Below are 15529 nucleotides of genomic sequence, written 5' to 3' on the forward strand. Positions count from 1 at the left end.
CTTTTTCAACGGTATGGGTTTTCATTGGTTTTACCGAGACCAACCCCGTGGCACTGAAGCCACACCAGCGAGGAGTCACAATGACGTTGACCAGCAAGACGTTGACCGGCAAAGTAGCAATCGTGACCGGCAGTGGCCGCGGACTCGGACTGGCCTATGCGCAGGAATTGGCGCGGCAGGGGGCATCCGTTGTGATCAACGATGTCGACCAGCTAATCGCCGACGACGCCGTCGCGAGCATCGTCACTGAAGGCGGCCGGGCCGTCGCCGTCGTCGCCCCGGTGGGGTCGACCGCCACCGCGCAGCAGCTCGTGGCCCAGGCCGTCGAGAGCTTCGGCCGTCTCGATATTCTCGTCACCAACGCCGGCGTGCTGCGCGACACCGTGGTTTGGAAGATGACCGACGACGACTTCGACACCGTCATCAACGTGCACCTGCGCGGCACGTTCACCTGCGTGCGCGAGGCGGCCATCCGCTTTCGTGAACAGGGCGAGGGTGGCCGCATCATCTGCATCGGCTCGCCCACCGGCCAGCGCGGCAACTTCGGCCAGACCAACTATGCCGCCGCGAAGGCCGGCATCGTCGGCATGGTGCGCACCTGGTCGATGGAACTGGCCCGCGCCAACGTCACCGTCAACGTCGTCGTTCCCGTCGCCGCAACCGCGATGACCGACACCGTGCCCTTCTTCAAGGCCTTCAACGACGCGGCCGCCCGCGGCGAGACCATGCCGCCCTTCGCCCGCCGCGTGCTCGGCTATGGCACCGCGCAGGACGTCGCCGGCGTCGTCGGTTTTCTCGCCTCCGACGCTGCGGCCGCCATCACCGGGCAGGTCATCGGCTCCGGCGGTGACCGCGTGCAGCTGTGGTCGCACCCCGAAGTCGTCGCGACCGCGTTCGAAACCGGAGGCTGGACCGTGGAGACCCTTAGCGAAGACTTCTCCTCACTGTTCGGCGACAAACTGCAGAGCGTCGGCGAGAAACTGCCAGAGCTGCCCGCCGAACTGCAGCCCGCCACGGCGAAATAACCATGGTCTACGAACTCGGCCTGAACGTTGACGCGCTCACGGCCATCGACACCCACGTGCACATCGAGGTCGGCGACGACGGGCACAACGCCCTGCCGCAGCCGCTCGTCGATGCCGCCAGCAAATACTTCAAAACGGATGCCCCCCGCCCCGGCCTCGACGAAATCGCCGCCCTGTACCGCGAACGCAGCATGGCCGCGGTCGTGTTCACCGTCGACGCCTCCCGCAACCTGAACCACCCGCCGAACAGCAGCGAAGAGATTGCGATCGGCGCCGCCCGCAACAATGACGTGCTCATTCCGTTCGGCTCGGTCGACCCCACCCGGGGAGCGGATGCCGTCACCCAAGCCCTCCGCCTGGCCAACGATTTCGGGGTGCGCGGCTTCAAATTCCACCCGACAGTGCAGAACTTCAACCCGAGCGACGAGCAGTACTACCCGCTCTGGGCCGCGCTGCAAAACCTCGGACTGCCGGCCCTGTTCCACACCGGACAGACCGGAATCGGCTCGGGCCTGCCCGGCGGTTTCGGCCTCAAACTCGGGCTGTCGAACCCCATGCTGCTCGACAACGTGGCCGCCGACTTTTCCGAACTGAAGATCATCATGGCGCACCCGAGCGTGCCCTGGCAGGACGAAGCCCTCGCCGTGGCCACCCACAAACAGAACGTCTACATCGACCTCTCGGGCTGGTCGCCCAAGTACTTTCCCGAGAACCTGGTGCGCCAGGCCAACTCCGTTCTGCAGGACAAGGTGCTGTTCGGCAGCGACTTTCCCCTGATCAGCCCCGACCGCTGGCTCAAGGACTTCGCCGAGCTCAACCTCAAAGACAGCGTGCGGCCGAAAATTCTCAAGGATAACGCGGTGCGCCTGCTCGGACTCGCGGCATGACCGACTTCTACCCGAGCGACCAGTTCGGCTATTCGACCCTGCTCACCGACACTGAGCTCGAAGTGCTCGCCGGACTTCGCGCGGTGCTTGACACCGACGTGCAACCGCTCCTCGCCGACCACTGGGAGGCGGGCGAGTTTCCGTTCGAGATCGTGCCGAAGCTCGTCGACCTCGATCTCATGAATCAGCAAACCAGCGCGCTCTCCGGGGGCTTTCGCAATTTCGAACTGGCCCGCACCGACGCATCCGTTGCCACGTTCTACAACGCGCAATCGGGACTGTTTCGCACCACGGTCAACCTGGGCGGCAGCCCGGACCAGGCTGCCGCGCTCGATGCGAAAATCAGGAGCTTCGAGTACACCGGGGTGTTCGCGCTGACCGAACCCGAGCACGGCTCCGACATCGCCGGCGGTCTCGCCACCACCGCCCGCCGCACCGGTGATAGCTGGGTGCTCAACGGGCAGAAGCGCTGGATCGGCGGCGCTTCGAGCGCCGACGTGCTCGCCGTGTTCGCCCGCGATGAGGCCGACGGGCAGGTCAAAGCCTTTCTGGTGCCGACGGATGCCCCCGGCGTCACCCTGGCGAAGATCCACCGCAAGACCAGCCTGCGCATCATGCAGAACGCCGACATCGACCTCGTGAACGTGCAGGTGAGCGAGGCAGATCGGCTGCAGCGCATCAACTCGTTCAAGGACGTCGCCGCCCTGCTGCGGTCGATGCGATCCGACGTGGCCTGGATCGCAACCGGCCTGCAGGCGGGAGCCTACGAAGCCGCCCTGCGCTACGTGACAACCCGTGAGCAGTTCGGCAAGCCGCTCGCCGCGTTCGCGCTCACCCAGCAGAAGCTCGCCACCATGCTCGGCAACGTCACCGCCTCGCTCGGCCTGGTCGTGCGCCTCACCCAGCAGCAGGAAGCCGGCGTGTTCACCGAAGAGAACTCGGCGCTGGCCAAGATGTTCTGTTGTGAGCGGATGCGCCACACCGTCGCGTTGGCCCGCGAAGTCGTCGGCGGCAACGGCATCACCCTCGACACCGATGTCGCCCGCTTTCATGCCGATGCCGAAGCCGTGTACTCCTACGAGGGCACCCACGAGATCAACAGCCTCATCGTCGGCCGCGCCGTCACCGGGCACAGCGCGTTCATCTAACCCACCCCTGCGTTTTCTGACACCCGTATAAGGAGCACCATGACTACCACCGTCACCACCTTCGCCGACCTGCCCGGCCTGGTCGGCACAGACCTCGGCTACACCGACTACATCGAGGTCGACCAGACCCAGATCGACACCTTCGCCGAGGCCACCGACGACCACCAGTGGCTGCACGTTGACCCGGTCAAGGCCAAGGACGGCCCATTCGGCACGACCGTTGCGCACGGCTTTCTCACCCTGTCGCTCGCCATCCCGTTCTGGACCGAACTGCTCGACGTGACCGACGTGACCACCAAGGTCAACTACGGCCTCGACAAGGTGCGCTTTCCGGCACCCGTCACCGTCGGCTCGAAGATTCGCATGCACGCCACCATCGCGACGGTCACCGAGATCGCCGGCGGCGTGCAGCTCGGCGTCGACCAGACCATCGAGATCGAGGGCGGCACCAAACCAGCCGTCGTCGCGCACTCGCTGTACCGCTTTTACGTGTGACCGTACCTCCGCTGTTCTGCGCAACACCCAACCCTCAAGGAAGAGGAACCATGTTTCACAGCAACCTGACCCGCGTTCGCACCGTCTCCGGCCTGGCCGGCCTGGCCATCGTCGCCCTGGCCCTCTCCGGCTGCGCCGCTGCGGCCCCCGCCGCCGACACGACGGCTGACACCGCCACGGGCGAGCTGACCACCGTGACGGTGGGCGTGCTCGCCATCGCCCCCTCCGTGGCGATGCAGTACGGCATCGACGAAGGCATCTTTGAAAAGCACGGCCTCGACGTGCAGCTGCAGACCGGCCAGGGCGGCGCCGCGATGCTGCCGGCCGTGTACGCCGGCAGCATGGACTTCGCCATCGGCAACCCGCTCTCGGTCATGGTCGCCGTCGACAAGGGCCTCGAGATGCAGATCGTCACCGGGTACAGCAACTCCAAGGCCGAGGGCGACGACATCAACGGTGTCGTCGTGCGCACCGACTCGGGCATCGACAGCTTCGCCGACCTCGAAGACCAGACCGTCTCGGTCAACGCGGTCAGCACCCAGGGCGACCTCACCATCAAGGAGAGCGCCGAGATCGACGGCGCAGACCCGTCGCTGATCAACTTCAACGAGATGCCGTTTCCCGACATGGAGGCCCAGCTCGCCGCCGGCAACACCGACGCCATCTGGCTGCCCGAGCCGTTCCTGAGCAAGGCGCTGGCCAGCAGCGACTTCAAACTCATCGGCTACCCGAACCAGCAAGCCCTCCCCGGCCTGCCCACCATGGTCACCTTCACGAGCGCCAAATACGCCACCGCCAACGCTGACACCCTCGCGAAGTTCCGGGAGGCCGTCGACGAGACGCTCGCCGCCGCCGAAGCCAACCCCGACGACGTGCGCGCCACCCTGCCCGCCTTCATGGGAATGGACGCGGGAGTCGCCGAGAACATGAAGATGGAGACCTTCAACGGTGACGTGCCCGCCGACGTGCTCGCCGACCTCGGCGACCTCATGCAGAAGTACGAGATCGTGACGAAGGCGCCCAACGTCTCTGCCATGATCGCAAGCTAGCCATCCGGGGGTGTGCTCGGTAGTACGGTGAGCACACCCCTGACCCACCCCGTGTCAGTGTCTCCGCCTGCGGAGACGTGCGAAAGGTACATGCAACGATGCATAACCAAGGTCTCGGTTCCTGGATCCACCGCCGACGCATCAAGTCGGCCGACCAGACGGCGCTGATCAGCGGCGACGATCGCCTCAGTTACGGCGAATTCGCCGAGCGGGTTGACCGCTTGGCGAACGCCTTCGATGCGCGCGGCATCCGTTCGGGTGATCGGGTCGCCTATCTGGGCGAAAATCATCCGGCCTTTCTGGAGACGCTGTTCGCCTGCGGGGTGCTCGGCGCCATCTTCGTACCGCTCAACACCCGCCTGGCCGCCCCCGAGATCGCCTTCGCCCTCACCGATTCGGGCAGCCGCATCCTCGTGCACGCGGCAAGCCTGACCGACCTGGCCGTGCGCGGATCGGCCGGCACGCAGGTCGTGCAGCGCATGCGGGTAGCGGATGCCGCGGTGCCCACCGCTGACACCGGCCCGACCGGTCTGCTCGTGGAAGACCTCGACGCGGTGATTCTCGGCGCCCCCGCCACGCACCGCGACGAGAACGTCAGCCTCGACGACCCCGCACTCATTCTGTACACCTCCGGCACGACCGGCCAGCCCAAGGGGGCCCTGCTCACCCACGGCAATATGACCTGGAACAGTTTCAACGTGCTCGTCGACTACGACTTCGTCAGCAGCGACGTGGCCCTCATGATCGCACCGATGTTCCACGTCGCCTCGCTCGGCATGGGGGTGCTGCCGACCCTGCTCAAGGGCGGCTCGGTCGTGCTCGAACCCCGATTCGAGCCCGGCCGCACCCTGCACCTGATCGAGCAGCACCACGCCACCGTGATCAGCGGCGTGCCCACCACGTACCAGCTGCTCTGCGAGCACCCCGACTGGGACAGCACCGATATCAGCTCGCTGCACAAGCTCACCTGCGGTGGTTCGGCGGTGCCGGTGCGGGTGCTCGAAGCCTATGAAAAGCGCGGGTTGGCGTTTTCGGGCGGCTACGGCCTCACTGAGACGGCGCCAGGAGCCACGAGTCTCGCCCCGCACAAATCGCGCGAGAAGGCAGGGTCGGCCGGGCTGCCGCACTTCTTCACCGATGTGCGCATCGTCGACGAGACCGGCACCGAAGTACCCGACGGTGAGGTGGGTGAGATTCAGATCTCGGGGCCGAATGTGATTCGCGAATACTGGAACCGGGCAGAGGCCACCGCCGACAGCTACGCCGGCAACGTCTGGTTTCGATCCGGCGACATGGGCTACACCGACGAACACGGCTACCTCTTCATCTCTGACCGGCTGAAAGACATGATCATCTCCGGCGGCGAGAACATCTACCCGGCCGAGATCGAGCTGGCCATCTCCGAACTGGAAGCGGTCGCGAGCGTCGCCGTGATCGGGGTACCCGACGAGAAATGGGGCGAGGTGCCCTGCGCCGTCGTCACCGTGCGCGATGGCTTCAACCTCGAAGCTGACGATATCCAGGCGCACCTGGGCGACCGGCTCGCCCGCTACAAGATTCCCAAGCGTGTCGTGATCGTCGCCGAGATGCCGCGCACCGCGAGCGGCAAGATTCGCAAGGCCGACCTGCGCCAGGAACACGCCAGTTAGAGGGTCGCAGTTGTCGGGTGCTTGAGGAGCGAGTGGTAATGCCAAGGTCGCCAGGATCCGGCTGATCGAATACGACCGCGCCGCGAACCAGCGGCCACGCCCACCTCGCTCAAACCACGCTACCTGAGTCCCACTTCTTGGTGACTGTCAACAGCCGATGCCTCTTTCAGGGCGACGAGGGCGTCGTTCCTGAAGCAGAGGGCAGAAAAGCGGTCCTCGTGCGTTCCCGGCAGGAGCTCAACCGAATCGTGCGCGGTGGTTAGGCCGGCAATCTGAATTTTTACTTTGTCTTGGGATGACCAGAACCAAGGCGTCGCTGTGTAGGGTTCCGTGTATCCCAGAATTGGTCGGGCGGCCTGGCGGGCCTGATCGGTGGCGTTCTGCACTGATTCCAGCCGAACCAGTGCCTCTGCCCAGGGACCGGGGAAACGAGCGCAGTCTCCGAGCGCCCGATTCTTCGACCAGCACGTCCTTCGACAGTGGCGGTCGCTGGTCCGGCTGCTGGTCGTCCTCACTTACGAGCAGGATGGATCCCGCGTAGCCCCCTGACCGGAGGCTGTCGACGAGCTGGACACCGGAGTGGCTTGCCCCGATCACTATGGTTCCGAATTCAGTGTTCACAAGTACGCGGGAGGAACTGTTACATCGAGAGACTCGAGCTGTCCACCCATGATGATTTGGCAGCCGAGTCGGGACCCCAGAGTCCGCGGCGACTCGGTCGACTCGAGCATCTCCTCTTCGTCCTCAGACATCGCGGGAAGATTGTGTCGGTCGCTTTCGGTGACGTACACGTGGCACGTGGCACACATGGCCTGGCCGCCGCATTCACCGATGATGCCGGGAACGGAATTCTCCAGCGCGGCTCGCATCAGCGTTCGGCCCGAGTCGCAGACGATCTCCGTTGAGGAGCCGTCGGGATAGGCGAAGTTTATGATTGGCATGTCAACTCCACATGATCGGAAGATCGGTGTAGCCGCGGAAGACCCAGCCGCCCATTTTTGACTGGCGGTCGTCTGCAAGGCGAAGTGTGGGGAATCGGCGGTATAGCTCGGGACCGCGATCCGGCCAATGGATTCTTCGGCCGCCCACCGTCCGGCGCACATGTGATCGCCGCTTCCGAATCCGAGCTGTCGCCGGCTAGGTCGATCAATGTTGAAGACATTGGGTGACGGGACAACGGCGTCGTCTCGGTTGCCGGCCGCCAGGACTAGACCGATCTCCGTGTTGGCGGCGATCTTGAAGCCGTCGACAACGCTGGACTGGGTGGTCTGGCGCGTGATCATGCCGATTGGCGAGTAGTAGCGCACACTCTCGTCGAAGATCCGGTCCCAGAGCCCAGGCTCGGCGGTGGCGCGTGTCCGGACTAGCGGATTTTCGTCGAGCAGAGCGGCCATAGCCGTCAATCTCACGGAAGTCGGTGGACGATTGCCGTTTTACGCAACGTCAAGTGGAATCGTGCTTCTCGCTTTTAGTCCGCCTGATGTGCGGGACCGCGCACTGTCCACAACCACCGGCCACCGTCCGCCTTTAGCGCGAGGATCCATCGTCGGCGACCTCAGCGCCTCTATTGATTTGGCTCGTCGTCAAGGATTTGCCGTAACCCGTGGGCTTATTCGCCCTGAGGCGGCTGCCGTAGCCGTGCCGATCTTCGATTCCCTGGATGTTCCCTTGGCCGCTCTTGCCTTCGTTGTGTCGACGGGCGATTCCTACGGGGGAAGGCTGGACGGTCTGCTGGACCTGTTGAAGCCGGCCGCGAAGCGAATTGCAGTGGCAGTGCGGCGGGGGCAGTCAAATGTCTCATAGTGCCACAATCACGCGAAACAGGGTTTGTGCCGGAGCACGCGCGTTCAGGGTCAATCCGCCGGCGGCGCGGCATCCGTTCCATTCAGCTCGTCAATGAGCACCAAACCCCGCTCGGCCCACTCGATCTCGTGCTCGGCCCGCGCGATCAACCCCACATAGGTGTAACGCTTATAGGCGCGGATGCTCGCGTGCTCGCTCGCCGGAGCGTGGCCGAGGCGTTTTTCGAGCATGGCGCTCGTTCCGGTGTCGATCTCGCGCACCTTCTCGAGCCACTCGACCCGCTGTTCGTCGAAGTTCGCGATATGCGCGCGCAGTTGCGCGCGGGCCGCGTCCGGCTCGGCCCACTCGAGGTAGGCAGCCTTGAGGTGGGCCGGGTCGCGCTCCCGGGTGTAGCTGAGCGGCTCGTTCATCCAGGCGCGAAAGGCATCCAGGCCTGCCTCGGTCACGTGGTACTCGCGTTTCTTGCCGCGCGGCCCCCACGGAACCTCGGTGCCGACGAGCAGCCCGTCGGCCTCCATGCGGCGCAGCTCCGGATAGATCTGCGAGTCGGGGGCATGCCAGACATGCGAAACGGATGCCTGGAACGCTTTCGACAGGTCGTAACCGGTCATTGGTTCCACGGTGAGGAGCGCCAGCAGTGCATGTCGAAGGCTCACGATTTCCCCTTTCGGTCTTGTCAGTACCTACCAGCATAGATAGTCTGAACCTAAGCTAACTATCTATGGGGATAGGTAGCTGACCGGAGGCTATCAATGACGATCATCCAGACCAAGAGTTCGACCACGAACAAGGTGCTCAACTACCCCCTGAACGCCTGGTACGTCGCCGCCTGGGACCACGAAGTCACCCGCAAGCTGATCTCCCGCACGGTCGCCGACAAGCCGCTCGCCATCTACCGTGCCGAAGACGGCCGACCGGTGGCGCTCGCCGATGCCTGCTGGCACCGCCTCGCCCCGCTGTCCCAGGGCAAGCTGCTCGCCAAGGACGAAATCCAGTGCCCGTATCACGGCATCGTCTACAACTCGGCCGGCCGCTGCGTGTCGATGCCCGCCCAGGAGACCATCAACCCGAGCGCGACCGTGCCCTCGTACCCGGTTGTCGAACGCCACCGTTTTCTCTGGGTCTGGCTCGGCGATGCGACCCTCGCCAACCCCGACACCATCCCCGACATGCACCAGATGGACCACCCAGAGTGGGCCGGCGACGGCCTCACCATTCCGGTCACCTGCAACTACCAGCTCGTGCTCGACAACCTGATGGACCTCACCCACGAAGAATTCGTGCACGGCTCGAGCATCGGCCAGGCCGAGCTGAGCGAATCCGATTTCGAGGTCACCCACGATGACACCACCGTCACCGTCTCGCGCTGGATGCACAATATCGACGCCCCGCCGTTCTGGCTGAAGAACATGCGTGACAAGTTTCCGGGTTTCACCGGCAAGGTCGACCGGTGGCAGATCATCCACTTCGAAGCGCCCTCGACCATCAATATCGATGTCGGAGTCGCCAAGGCCGGCACCGGCGCGCCCGAAGGCGATCGCAGCCAGGGCGTCAACGGCTACGTCATGAACACGATCACCCCCGAAACGGCCCGCAGCGCGCACTACTTTTGGGCCTTCATGCGCAACTACCGACTGGAAAGCCAGCTGATCACCTCGCAGCTACGCGCCGGGGTCTCCGGCGTGTTCAAGGAAGATGAGGACATGCTCCTCGCGCAGCAGACCGCCATCGACGCCAACCCCGACTACGAGTTCTACAACCTCAACATTGACGCCGGCGGTCTGTGGGTGCGCCGACTCATTGAGCGGATGCTCGAGGCCGAAGGCCGCACGGTCTCCGCCGGCCGCACTGGCCGCGTTCGCGACGCCGACTAGGCGGGCACGACCATGGCAGCCACCAATATTGAGGTCTGGCAGCAGGCGACGGTCGTGGAGACCGTGGCCGTCGCCACCAACATCCAGCGCATCGTGCTGGCGCCAACCTCACCCAAACGGGCCGAACCGGGTTCGCACCTCGACCTGTTCGTGACTATCGACGGCGAGCGGCACAAACGCTCATACTCCGTCGTCGACTCCACCGCGGACGGCTCGCGGGTCGCGATCAGCGTGCTGCAAGCGCCGACGTCCCGCGGCGGCTCGATCTTCATGCACGCTGTGCAGCCGGGCGACACACTTGAGATCACCCAGCCGCTGCAGAACTTTCCGCTGCGGGTCGGCGCGCCCAGCTACGTGCTGTTGGCCGGCGGTATCGGCGTGACCGCGATCGTCAATATGGCGCGGGTGCTGAAGAATCTCGGGGCGAATTACACGCTCGTCTACGCGGCGCGCAGTCGCGAGCGCATGGCCTACCTGCCCGAGCTGCTCGCGCTGCACGGCGACAGGCTGCGGGTGCACATTGACGACGAGGGCACGCAATTGTCGGTGGCCGAGTTGGTCGGCAGCGTCGACCCGCACGCCGAGCTCTACATGTGCGGGCCGATCCGCCTGATGGATGCGGTGCGCCGCGCCTGGCGCGAACGCGAGCTCAACTACCCCAACCTGCGGTTCGAAACCTTCGGCAACAGCGGCTGGTACGACCCGGAGGAGTTCATCGTGCGGGTACCGCGCCTCGGCGTCGAAGCGCGCGTGCCGGCCGGCCGCTCGATGCTCGAAGCCCTCGAAGATGCCGGCGTCGAGATGATGTTCGACTGCCGCAAGGGCGAATGTGGCCTGTGCGAGGTCAAGGTACTCGCGCTCGAGGGTGCCATCGACCACCGCGACGTGTTCTACAGCGAACGCCAGCAGCACGCCGCCGCGAAAATGTGCTGCTGCGTCTCCCGCGCCGTCACCTCGCCCACCGGCCTGCAAGCGGATGCCGCGCGCGGCCCCGCGATCGTCACGATCGCCGTCTCCTAGCCCGCTCCACAACACAGCGGATGCCCCGGCGAGTTACGCCGGGGCATCCGCTGTGTGAGTGCTCCTATTTGAGCGACGCCCGTCGCTGCGCGGTGATCTGCTCGGTGACCGGGCCGAGCTTGGCACGCTGAATCTCGGCGTAGACGTGTGAGCGCAGTTCCATGAAGCGGGGGAGTGCGCGGGTGTTGAGTTGGTCGCGTTCTTCGGGCAGGTCGATTTTGAGGTCTTCCTGCACGACGGTCGGGGAGCTGGAGAGCACGATGACGCGCTCCCCGAGGTAGACCGACTCGTCGATGTCGTGGGTGACGAACAGAATGGTCACGCCGAGCTGCTTCCAGATGGTGCGGATGAGGTCCTCAAGGTCGGCGCGGGTCTGCGCGTCGACGGCCGCGAAGGGCTCATCCATCAGCAGCACCTGAGGGCGGTAAGCGACGGCGCGGGCGATGGCCACTCGCTGCTGCATGCCGCCGGACAGCTGCCAGGGATAGCTCTTGGGCACGTGGTCCAGTCCGACCGACTTCAGGGCGGCATCCACGAGCGCGGCGCGTTCGGCTTTGGGCACCTTCTGGTTTTTCAGGGGCAGTTCGACGTTGGCGCGCACGGTCATCCAGGGAAAGAGGCTGCGGCCGTATTCCTGAAAGACGACGGCCATCGATTTGGGCGGGCCGGTGACTTTGCTTCCGTTCAGTTCGACGGTGCCGCTGGTCTGTTCCATGAGGCCGGAGATGCACTTGAGCAGGGTGGTCTTGCCCGAGCCGGAGGGCCCGACGAGGCAGACCAGTTCGCCCTCGGCGAGGTCGAAGGTGAGGTCGCGCACGGCCTCGACTTCGCCGCCTGGCACCTTGTAGATCTTCTGCAGGCCGCGCACCGAGAGCATCGGCACGGTCTTGACGGGCTGGTTCATGGTGGTCTCGCTAACTGTCATGAGTGATTTCCTTCAGACCGTGGTACCAGTGCAGTACCCGTCGTTCGACGAATTGGAAGATGATAGCCAGGCCCAGGCCGATCAGGCCGAGTACGACGATGCCGCTCCACATTTCGGGGATGGCGAAGTTGCGTTGGAACTGAACGATCGTGAAGCCGAGGCCCGACGACGAGGCGAACATCTCGCTGATCACCATCAGAATCAGGCCGATCGACAGTGACTGGCGCACTCCGGCCATGATCTGTGGCGTCACTGCGGGGAGCACGAAATAGCGGATGCGTGCGAAGCCGGCAATACCGTAGCTGCGGCAGCTGTCGTTGAGTACGGAGTCGACGGCGCGAACACCCTCGACGGTGTTGAGCAGCACCGGCCAGATGGCGCCGGAGATGATGACGGCAACCTTCATACTGTCGTTGACGCCGATGAGCAGCATGAGCAGCGGCACCAGCACCGGCGGTGGGATGGCGCGAAAGAATTCGAGCAGCGGTTCGAGCAGATTGCGCAGCCAGCGGGTGGAGCCGATGAGCAGGCCGAGCACGATGCCGAGGCCGATGGCGAAGAACAGGCCGACCGCGAGGCGGCCGAGGCTCGGCAGCACGTCCTCGAAGAAGCGGTCCCCGATCCACGTTGTCCACAGGGTCTGGGCGAGTTCGATGGGCTTGGGCACGAAGAAGTTCGTGGAGCCGAAGGACAGCGCGTACCAGAGCACGATGAGCACAATGGGAAGGCCGACGAAGTAGGCGATGCGTTTGAGGGGACTCACAGGACGACTTCTCCTCTCACGGAGGGATGCCAGCTCAGCACCCGTTTTTCAATGATGCGGGCGCCGAGGTTGATCAGTACGCCGATCATGCCGGTGGCCAGCACGAGGGCATACATCGACGAGATGGCGCCGCCGGACTGGGTGAGCGCGATCTGCTTACCGAGGCCGGGGGTGCCGATGATGAGTTCGGCGGTGATCGCCAAAATCAATGCCACCGCTGCGGCCAGGCGCAGACCGGTCATCAGATACGGCAGGGCGGTGGGCCAGATTACGTAGCGTACCCGGGCGAGCCGGCCGAGGCCGTAACTTTTCGCGGTGTCGTTGGCCACGGCATCCACATCGGCGATGCCGTAGAGCAGCTGCAGCAACACCTGCCAGAACGAGGCATAGACCACCAGCAGCAGGGTCGACTCGATGCTGGTGCCGAAGATCAGCACGGCGAGCGGAATGAGTGCGACCGAGGGGATCGGGCGCAAAAACTCGATCGTGGTGTGGGTGGCCCGGCGGAGGAACCGACTGGAGCCGATGATGAGGCCGACGACGATCGCGGCGACCGTGGCAATGAAAAGGCCAAGGGCCCAGCTCGTCATGGTGTCGGCGACGTCTTTCCAGAACGCGGCCTCGGTCAGGTACTGGCCGAGGCGCGCGAGCACCTCACTGGCCGGTGGCAGGTAGCGGTCGCTGACCAGGCCGAGGCGGGGAGCGGCTTCCCAGATCAGGAAGAACAGGATAATTCCGCCGATGCCCAGACCCAAAGCTTTCGCTTTCGGACCGGCAGCAGCGCTACGTTGTTTTCTCATTCTGGCAAGCCACTTCCTCGTGGTCGGTGCGATTCAAACGGATGCTGCGAATTACGGCAGGAACGTGCTCACGTCGGGAGCGGTCTCGACCACACCGTATTTGAGGGCAGCTTCGCCGAGCGCAGTGACGGCATCCACGTTGAATTCGGTCGGGAACTTCGGCAGCACGATTTTCGCGAGCACTTCGGGCGGGGTCTTGGTGTAGGTCGCGATGATCGCGCGCACGGCGTCGGGGTTGGCCTGGGCGTATTCAAGCGACTTCTTCATCGCGGCCTGAAACTTGGTCACGAGCTCCGGGTCGCCGTCAACGGTTGCGGCGGAGGAGAAGTAGGCGGCGACGTCGAGGTTCACATCGAAGTCGGCGTAGCCGTAGGAGATGACGCGTTGGCCGCTTTCAATGGCGGCGGTGACGAACGGTTCAACGACGAAGGCCGCATCGACCTGGCCGTTTTCCACGGCCGCGCTGGCATCAGGGAACGGCACCTCGACGAAGGAGATCGACGAGGAGTCGCCGCCGAGGCGGTCGATTGAGGCTCGCATGACCGTGTCGACGATGTTGTTCAGGCTGTTGCCCGAGACGGTTTTGCCGTCGAGGTCGGCGAGCGTTTCGACGGGAGAGTCGCCCTTGACGATGACGGCGCCGAAGTCGCTCGTAACATCGCCGGTCGAGGCGACGGCCGAGTTGACGACCTTCAGCGGCAGGCCCTTGTCGTTGGCGACCATGAGCGAGACCAGGTTGCTGAAGCCGAATTGGTAGTCACCGCTGACGACGGCCGGCACGATCGCGGCGCCGCCGGTGGCGGTTTCAATCGTGAGGTCGAGGCCTTCGTCTTCGAAGAAGCCCTGGTCGAGGCCCAGGTAGAGGGGAGCGGTATCGGCGATCGGGATGACACCCACCGTAACAGGGGTCAATGCGTCGCTGCCGGCGGGGGCAGTGGTGTCGGCGCCGGCCGAGCAGGCGCTGAGGGCGAGAACGGATGCCGCGGCAAGTCCGATCAGGTGCAGTTTCTTCATGTTCACTCCATTGTGTGGTGGTGCGGGTCGTGCTGCTGTGGGTGTGCGGGGCGCTGCGAGCCTGCTGATCGGCTCTGATTGGAGACTAGCCACGGATTTCGCCGCTCAAACCTACGCTTCCATTCAGTGGAAGTTCTCGGCGGATCGCGGTAGCGTGACGTGTAATGAGTGGAAAACCGGCACAGAAAAGGTCGAGCGGCGACGAAGTAGCCGTGGACGATCGTTCCGTCGCGGCCCGACTCTTCGCCATTCTCGACGCCTTCGCGGCTCCCGCCGGGGCGACCTCGCTCACCCTGACTCTCACGGCCATCGCCCAGCGGGCCAACCTGCCGCTGTCAACCACGCACCGGCTCGTCGCCGAGTGGGTCAGCTGGGGTGGCCTGAGCAAGCACGAGAACGGCCAGTATTCGCTCGGCATGAAATTGTGGGAACTCGGCGTGCAGACCCCGACCGCCCGCAACCTGCGCACCATCGCGCTGCCGTACCTCGAGGACCTCTATGAGACGACGCGCGAGCACGTGCACCTCGCTATTCTCGACGGCCGCGACGCCCTCTACCTGGAGAAGCTGTCTGGCCACCACGCGGTGCGCCTGATCTCGCGGGTCGGCGCGCGCCTGCCGCTGCACTCCACCGGGGTCGGCCTGGTGCTGCTGGCCTACGCTCCGTCCGACGTGGTGCAGCAGTACCTCGCGACCAACCTGCAGCGCTTTCTGCCGCGCACGGTCACCGAACCCGAAGCCGTACGCAAACGGCTCGCCGAGATTCGATTGCTCGGCCTGGCCCGCATGTCGGAGGAGATGACCGCGGGCTCGAGCTCGATCGCCGCTCCCATCAGGGACCGTACCGGCCAGGTCGTGGCGGCGGTCTCGATCGTGACCCGCACCACCGATACCATCGACCCCGAGCAGGAGCGGGCCGTGCGGGTGGCAGCTCAGGGTGTGAGTCGGGCGCTCGGCTATCGCCGCGCCCAACAATGATCAAAATTGATCGATTGTCAACACTTTCACTGAGTGGAAGAAGTTGACCGGAGCGCGGGCAGGCGCAGCACACTGATCACAACACCCCCTGTCATCGTTG

Annotated in this window: 17 protein-coding genes; 10 read left to right on the plus strand and 7 right to left on the minus strand. The window is 64.7% G+C overall.

What is annotated here, in order from left to right:
* Positions 1 to 80: 80 nt before the first annotated feature.
* The 6 genes from E3O06_RS14165 to E3O06_RS14190 all read left to right on the plus strand — a co-directional run bounded on the left by E3O06_RS14165 (position 81) and on the right by E3O06_RS14190 (position 6253).
* Positions 81 to 1025, plus strand: coding sequence for an SDR family NAD(P)-dependent oxidoreductase (locus E3O06_RS14165; RefSeq protein ID WP_134504029.1), 945 nt, complete (start codon positions 81 to 83; stop codon positions 1023 to 1025).
* A 2-nt stretch (positions 1026 to 1027) separates the two neighbouring features.
* Positions 1028 to 1912, plus strand: coding sequence for an amidohydrolase family protein (locus E3O06_RS14170; protein WP_134504030.1), 885 nt, complete (start codon positions 1028 to 1030; stop codon positions 1910 to 1912).
* Entirely contained in the window at positions 1909 to 3060 is a 1152-nt protein-coding gene (locus tag E3O06_RS14175) for an acyl-CoA dehydrogenase family protein (protein WP_134504031.1), read from the plus strand. Before E3O06_RS14170 ends, E3O06_RS14175 begins: the two co-directional genes overlap by 4 nt.
* 39 nt (positions 3061 to 3099) lie before the next feature.
* Positions 3100 to 3555, plus strand: coding sequence for a MaoC family dehydratase (locus E3O06_RS14180; RefSeq protein WP_134504032.1), 456 nt, complete (start codon positions 3100 to 3102; stop codon positions 3553 to 3555).
* Between the two features lie 50 nt (positions 3556 to 3605).
* Positions 3606 to 4604, plus strand: a complete 999-nt coding sequence (locus tag E3O06_RS14185; RefSeq protein WP_134504033.1) for an ABC transporter substrate-binding protein — start codon at positions 3606 to 3608, stop codon at positions 4602 to 4604.
* Between the two features lie 98 nt (positions 4605 to 4702).
* On the plus strand, positions 4703 to 6253 hold the full coding sequence (locus tag E3O06_RS14190) for an acyl-CoA synthetase (protein WP_134504034.1): 1551 nt from the start codon (positions 4703 to 4705) through the stop codon (positions 6251 to 6253).
* Positions 6254 to 6372: 119 nt separating this feature from the next.
* On the opposite strand, the gene E3O06_RS14195 is transcribed toward E3O06_RS14190, so the two are convergent.
* Both E3O06_RS14195 and E3O06_RS14200 read right to left on the minus strand, forming a co-directional pair.
* Entirely contained in the window at positions 6373 to 6639 is a 267-nt protein-coding gene (locus E3O06_RS14195) for an oxidoreductase C-terminal domain-containing protein (RefSeq protein WP_166788220.1), read from the minus strand.
* Positions 6640 to 6870: 231 nt separating this feature from the next.
* Positions 6871 to 7647 (minus strand): cytochrome P450, encoded by a 777-nt coding sequence (locus tag E3O06_RS14200; RefSeq protein WP_134504036.1) that lies wholly within the window; start codon positions 7645 to 7647, stop codon positions 6871 to 6873.
* On the opposite strand from E3O06_RS14200, the gene E3O06_RS18460 reads away from it, so the two are divergent.
* On the plus strand, positions 7601 to 8056 hold the full coding sequence (locus E3O06_RS18460) for an IclR family transcriptional regulator domain-containing protein (RefSeq protein ID WP_420898887.1): 456 nt from the start codon (positions 7601 to 7603) through the stop codon (positions 8054 to 8056). The genes E3O06_RS14200 and E3O06_RS18460 overlap by 47 nt on opposite strands.
* Positions 8057 to 8106: 50 nt before the next feature.
* Here E3O06_RS18460 and E3O06_RS14210 read toward each other — a convergent pair whose 3' ends face one another.
* Complete coding sequence (locus tag E3O06_RS14210) at positions 8107 to 8712, minus strand: PadR family transcriptional regulator (RefSeq protein WP_134504037.1); 606 nt, start codon at positions 8710 to 8712, stop codon at positions 8107 to 8109.
* A gap of 96 nt (positions 8713 to 8808) precedes the next feature.
* Between E3O06_RS14210 and E3O06_RS14215 the strand changes: the two genes are divergently transcribed.
* Positions 8809 to 9930, plus strand: a complete 1122-nt coding sequence (locus E3O06_RS14215; protein WP_134504038.1) for an aromatic ring-hydroxylating dioxygenase subunit alpha — start codon at positions 8809 to 8811, stop codon at positions 9928 to 9930.
* A gap of 12 nt (positions 9931 to 9942) precedes the next feature.
* The gene (locus E3O06_RS14220) at positions 9943 to 10950 is read left to right on the plus strand and encodes a PDR/VanB family oxidoreductase (RefSeq protein WP_134504039.1); all 1008 of its coding nucleotides are present in this window, start codon (positions 9943 to 9945) and stop codon (positions 10948 to 10950) included.
* 64 nt (positions 10951 to 11014) lie between these two features.
* Here the strand turns inward: E3O06_RS14220 and E3O06_RS14225 are convergent, their stop codons facing one another.
* From E3O06_RS14225 to E3O06_RS14240, 4 genes are read right to left on the minus strand one after another with little or no spacing between them, the layout of a single operon-like run.
* Positions 11015 to 11875 (minus strand): ABC transporter ATP-binding protein, encoded by an 861-nt coding sequence (locus E3O06_RS14225; RefSeq protein ID WP_241980227.1) that lies wholly within the window; start codon positions 11873 to 11875, stop codon positions 11015 to 11017.
* Positions 11865 to 12638, minus strand: coding sequence for an ABC transporter permease (locus E3O06_RS14230; RefSeq protein WP_134504040.1), 774 nt, complete (start codon positions 12636 to 12638; stop codon positions 11865 to 11867). Before E3O06_RS14230 ends, E3O06_RS14225 begins: the two co-directional genes overlap by 11 nt.
* Positions 12635 to 13438 (minus strand): ABC transporter permease, encoded by an 804-nt coding sequence (locus E3O06_RS14235; RefSeq protein WP_134504041.1) that lies wholly within the window; start codon positions 13436 to 13438, stop codon positions 12635 to 12637. Before E3O06_RS14235 ends, E3O06_RS14230 begins: the two co-directional genes overlap by 4 nt.
* 51 nt (positions 13439 to 13489) lie before the next feature.
* On the minus strand, positions 13490 to 14452 hold the full coding sequence (locus E3O06_RS14240) for an ABC transporter substrate-binding protein (RefSeq protein ID WP_134504042.1): 963 nt from the start codon (positions 14450 to 14452) through the stop codon (positions 13490 to 13492).
* A 164-nt stretch (positions 14453 to 14616) separates the two neighbouring features.
* Here E3O06_RS14240 and E3O06_RS14245 point away from each other — a divergent pair, with 164 nt between their 5' ends.
* A complete protein-coding gene (locus tag E3O06_RS14245; protein ID WP_134504043.1) occupies positions 14617 to 15429 on the plus strand; it encodes an IclR family transcriptional regulator in 813 nt (270 codons plus the stop codon).
* Positions 15430 to 15529 lie beyond the last annotated feature (100 nt).

The organism is Cryobacterium glaciale (assembly GCF_004402535.1).
GTDB lineage: Bacteria > Actinomycetota > Actinomycetes > Actinomycetales > Microbacteriaceae > Cryobacterium > Cryobacterium glaciale.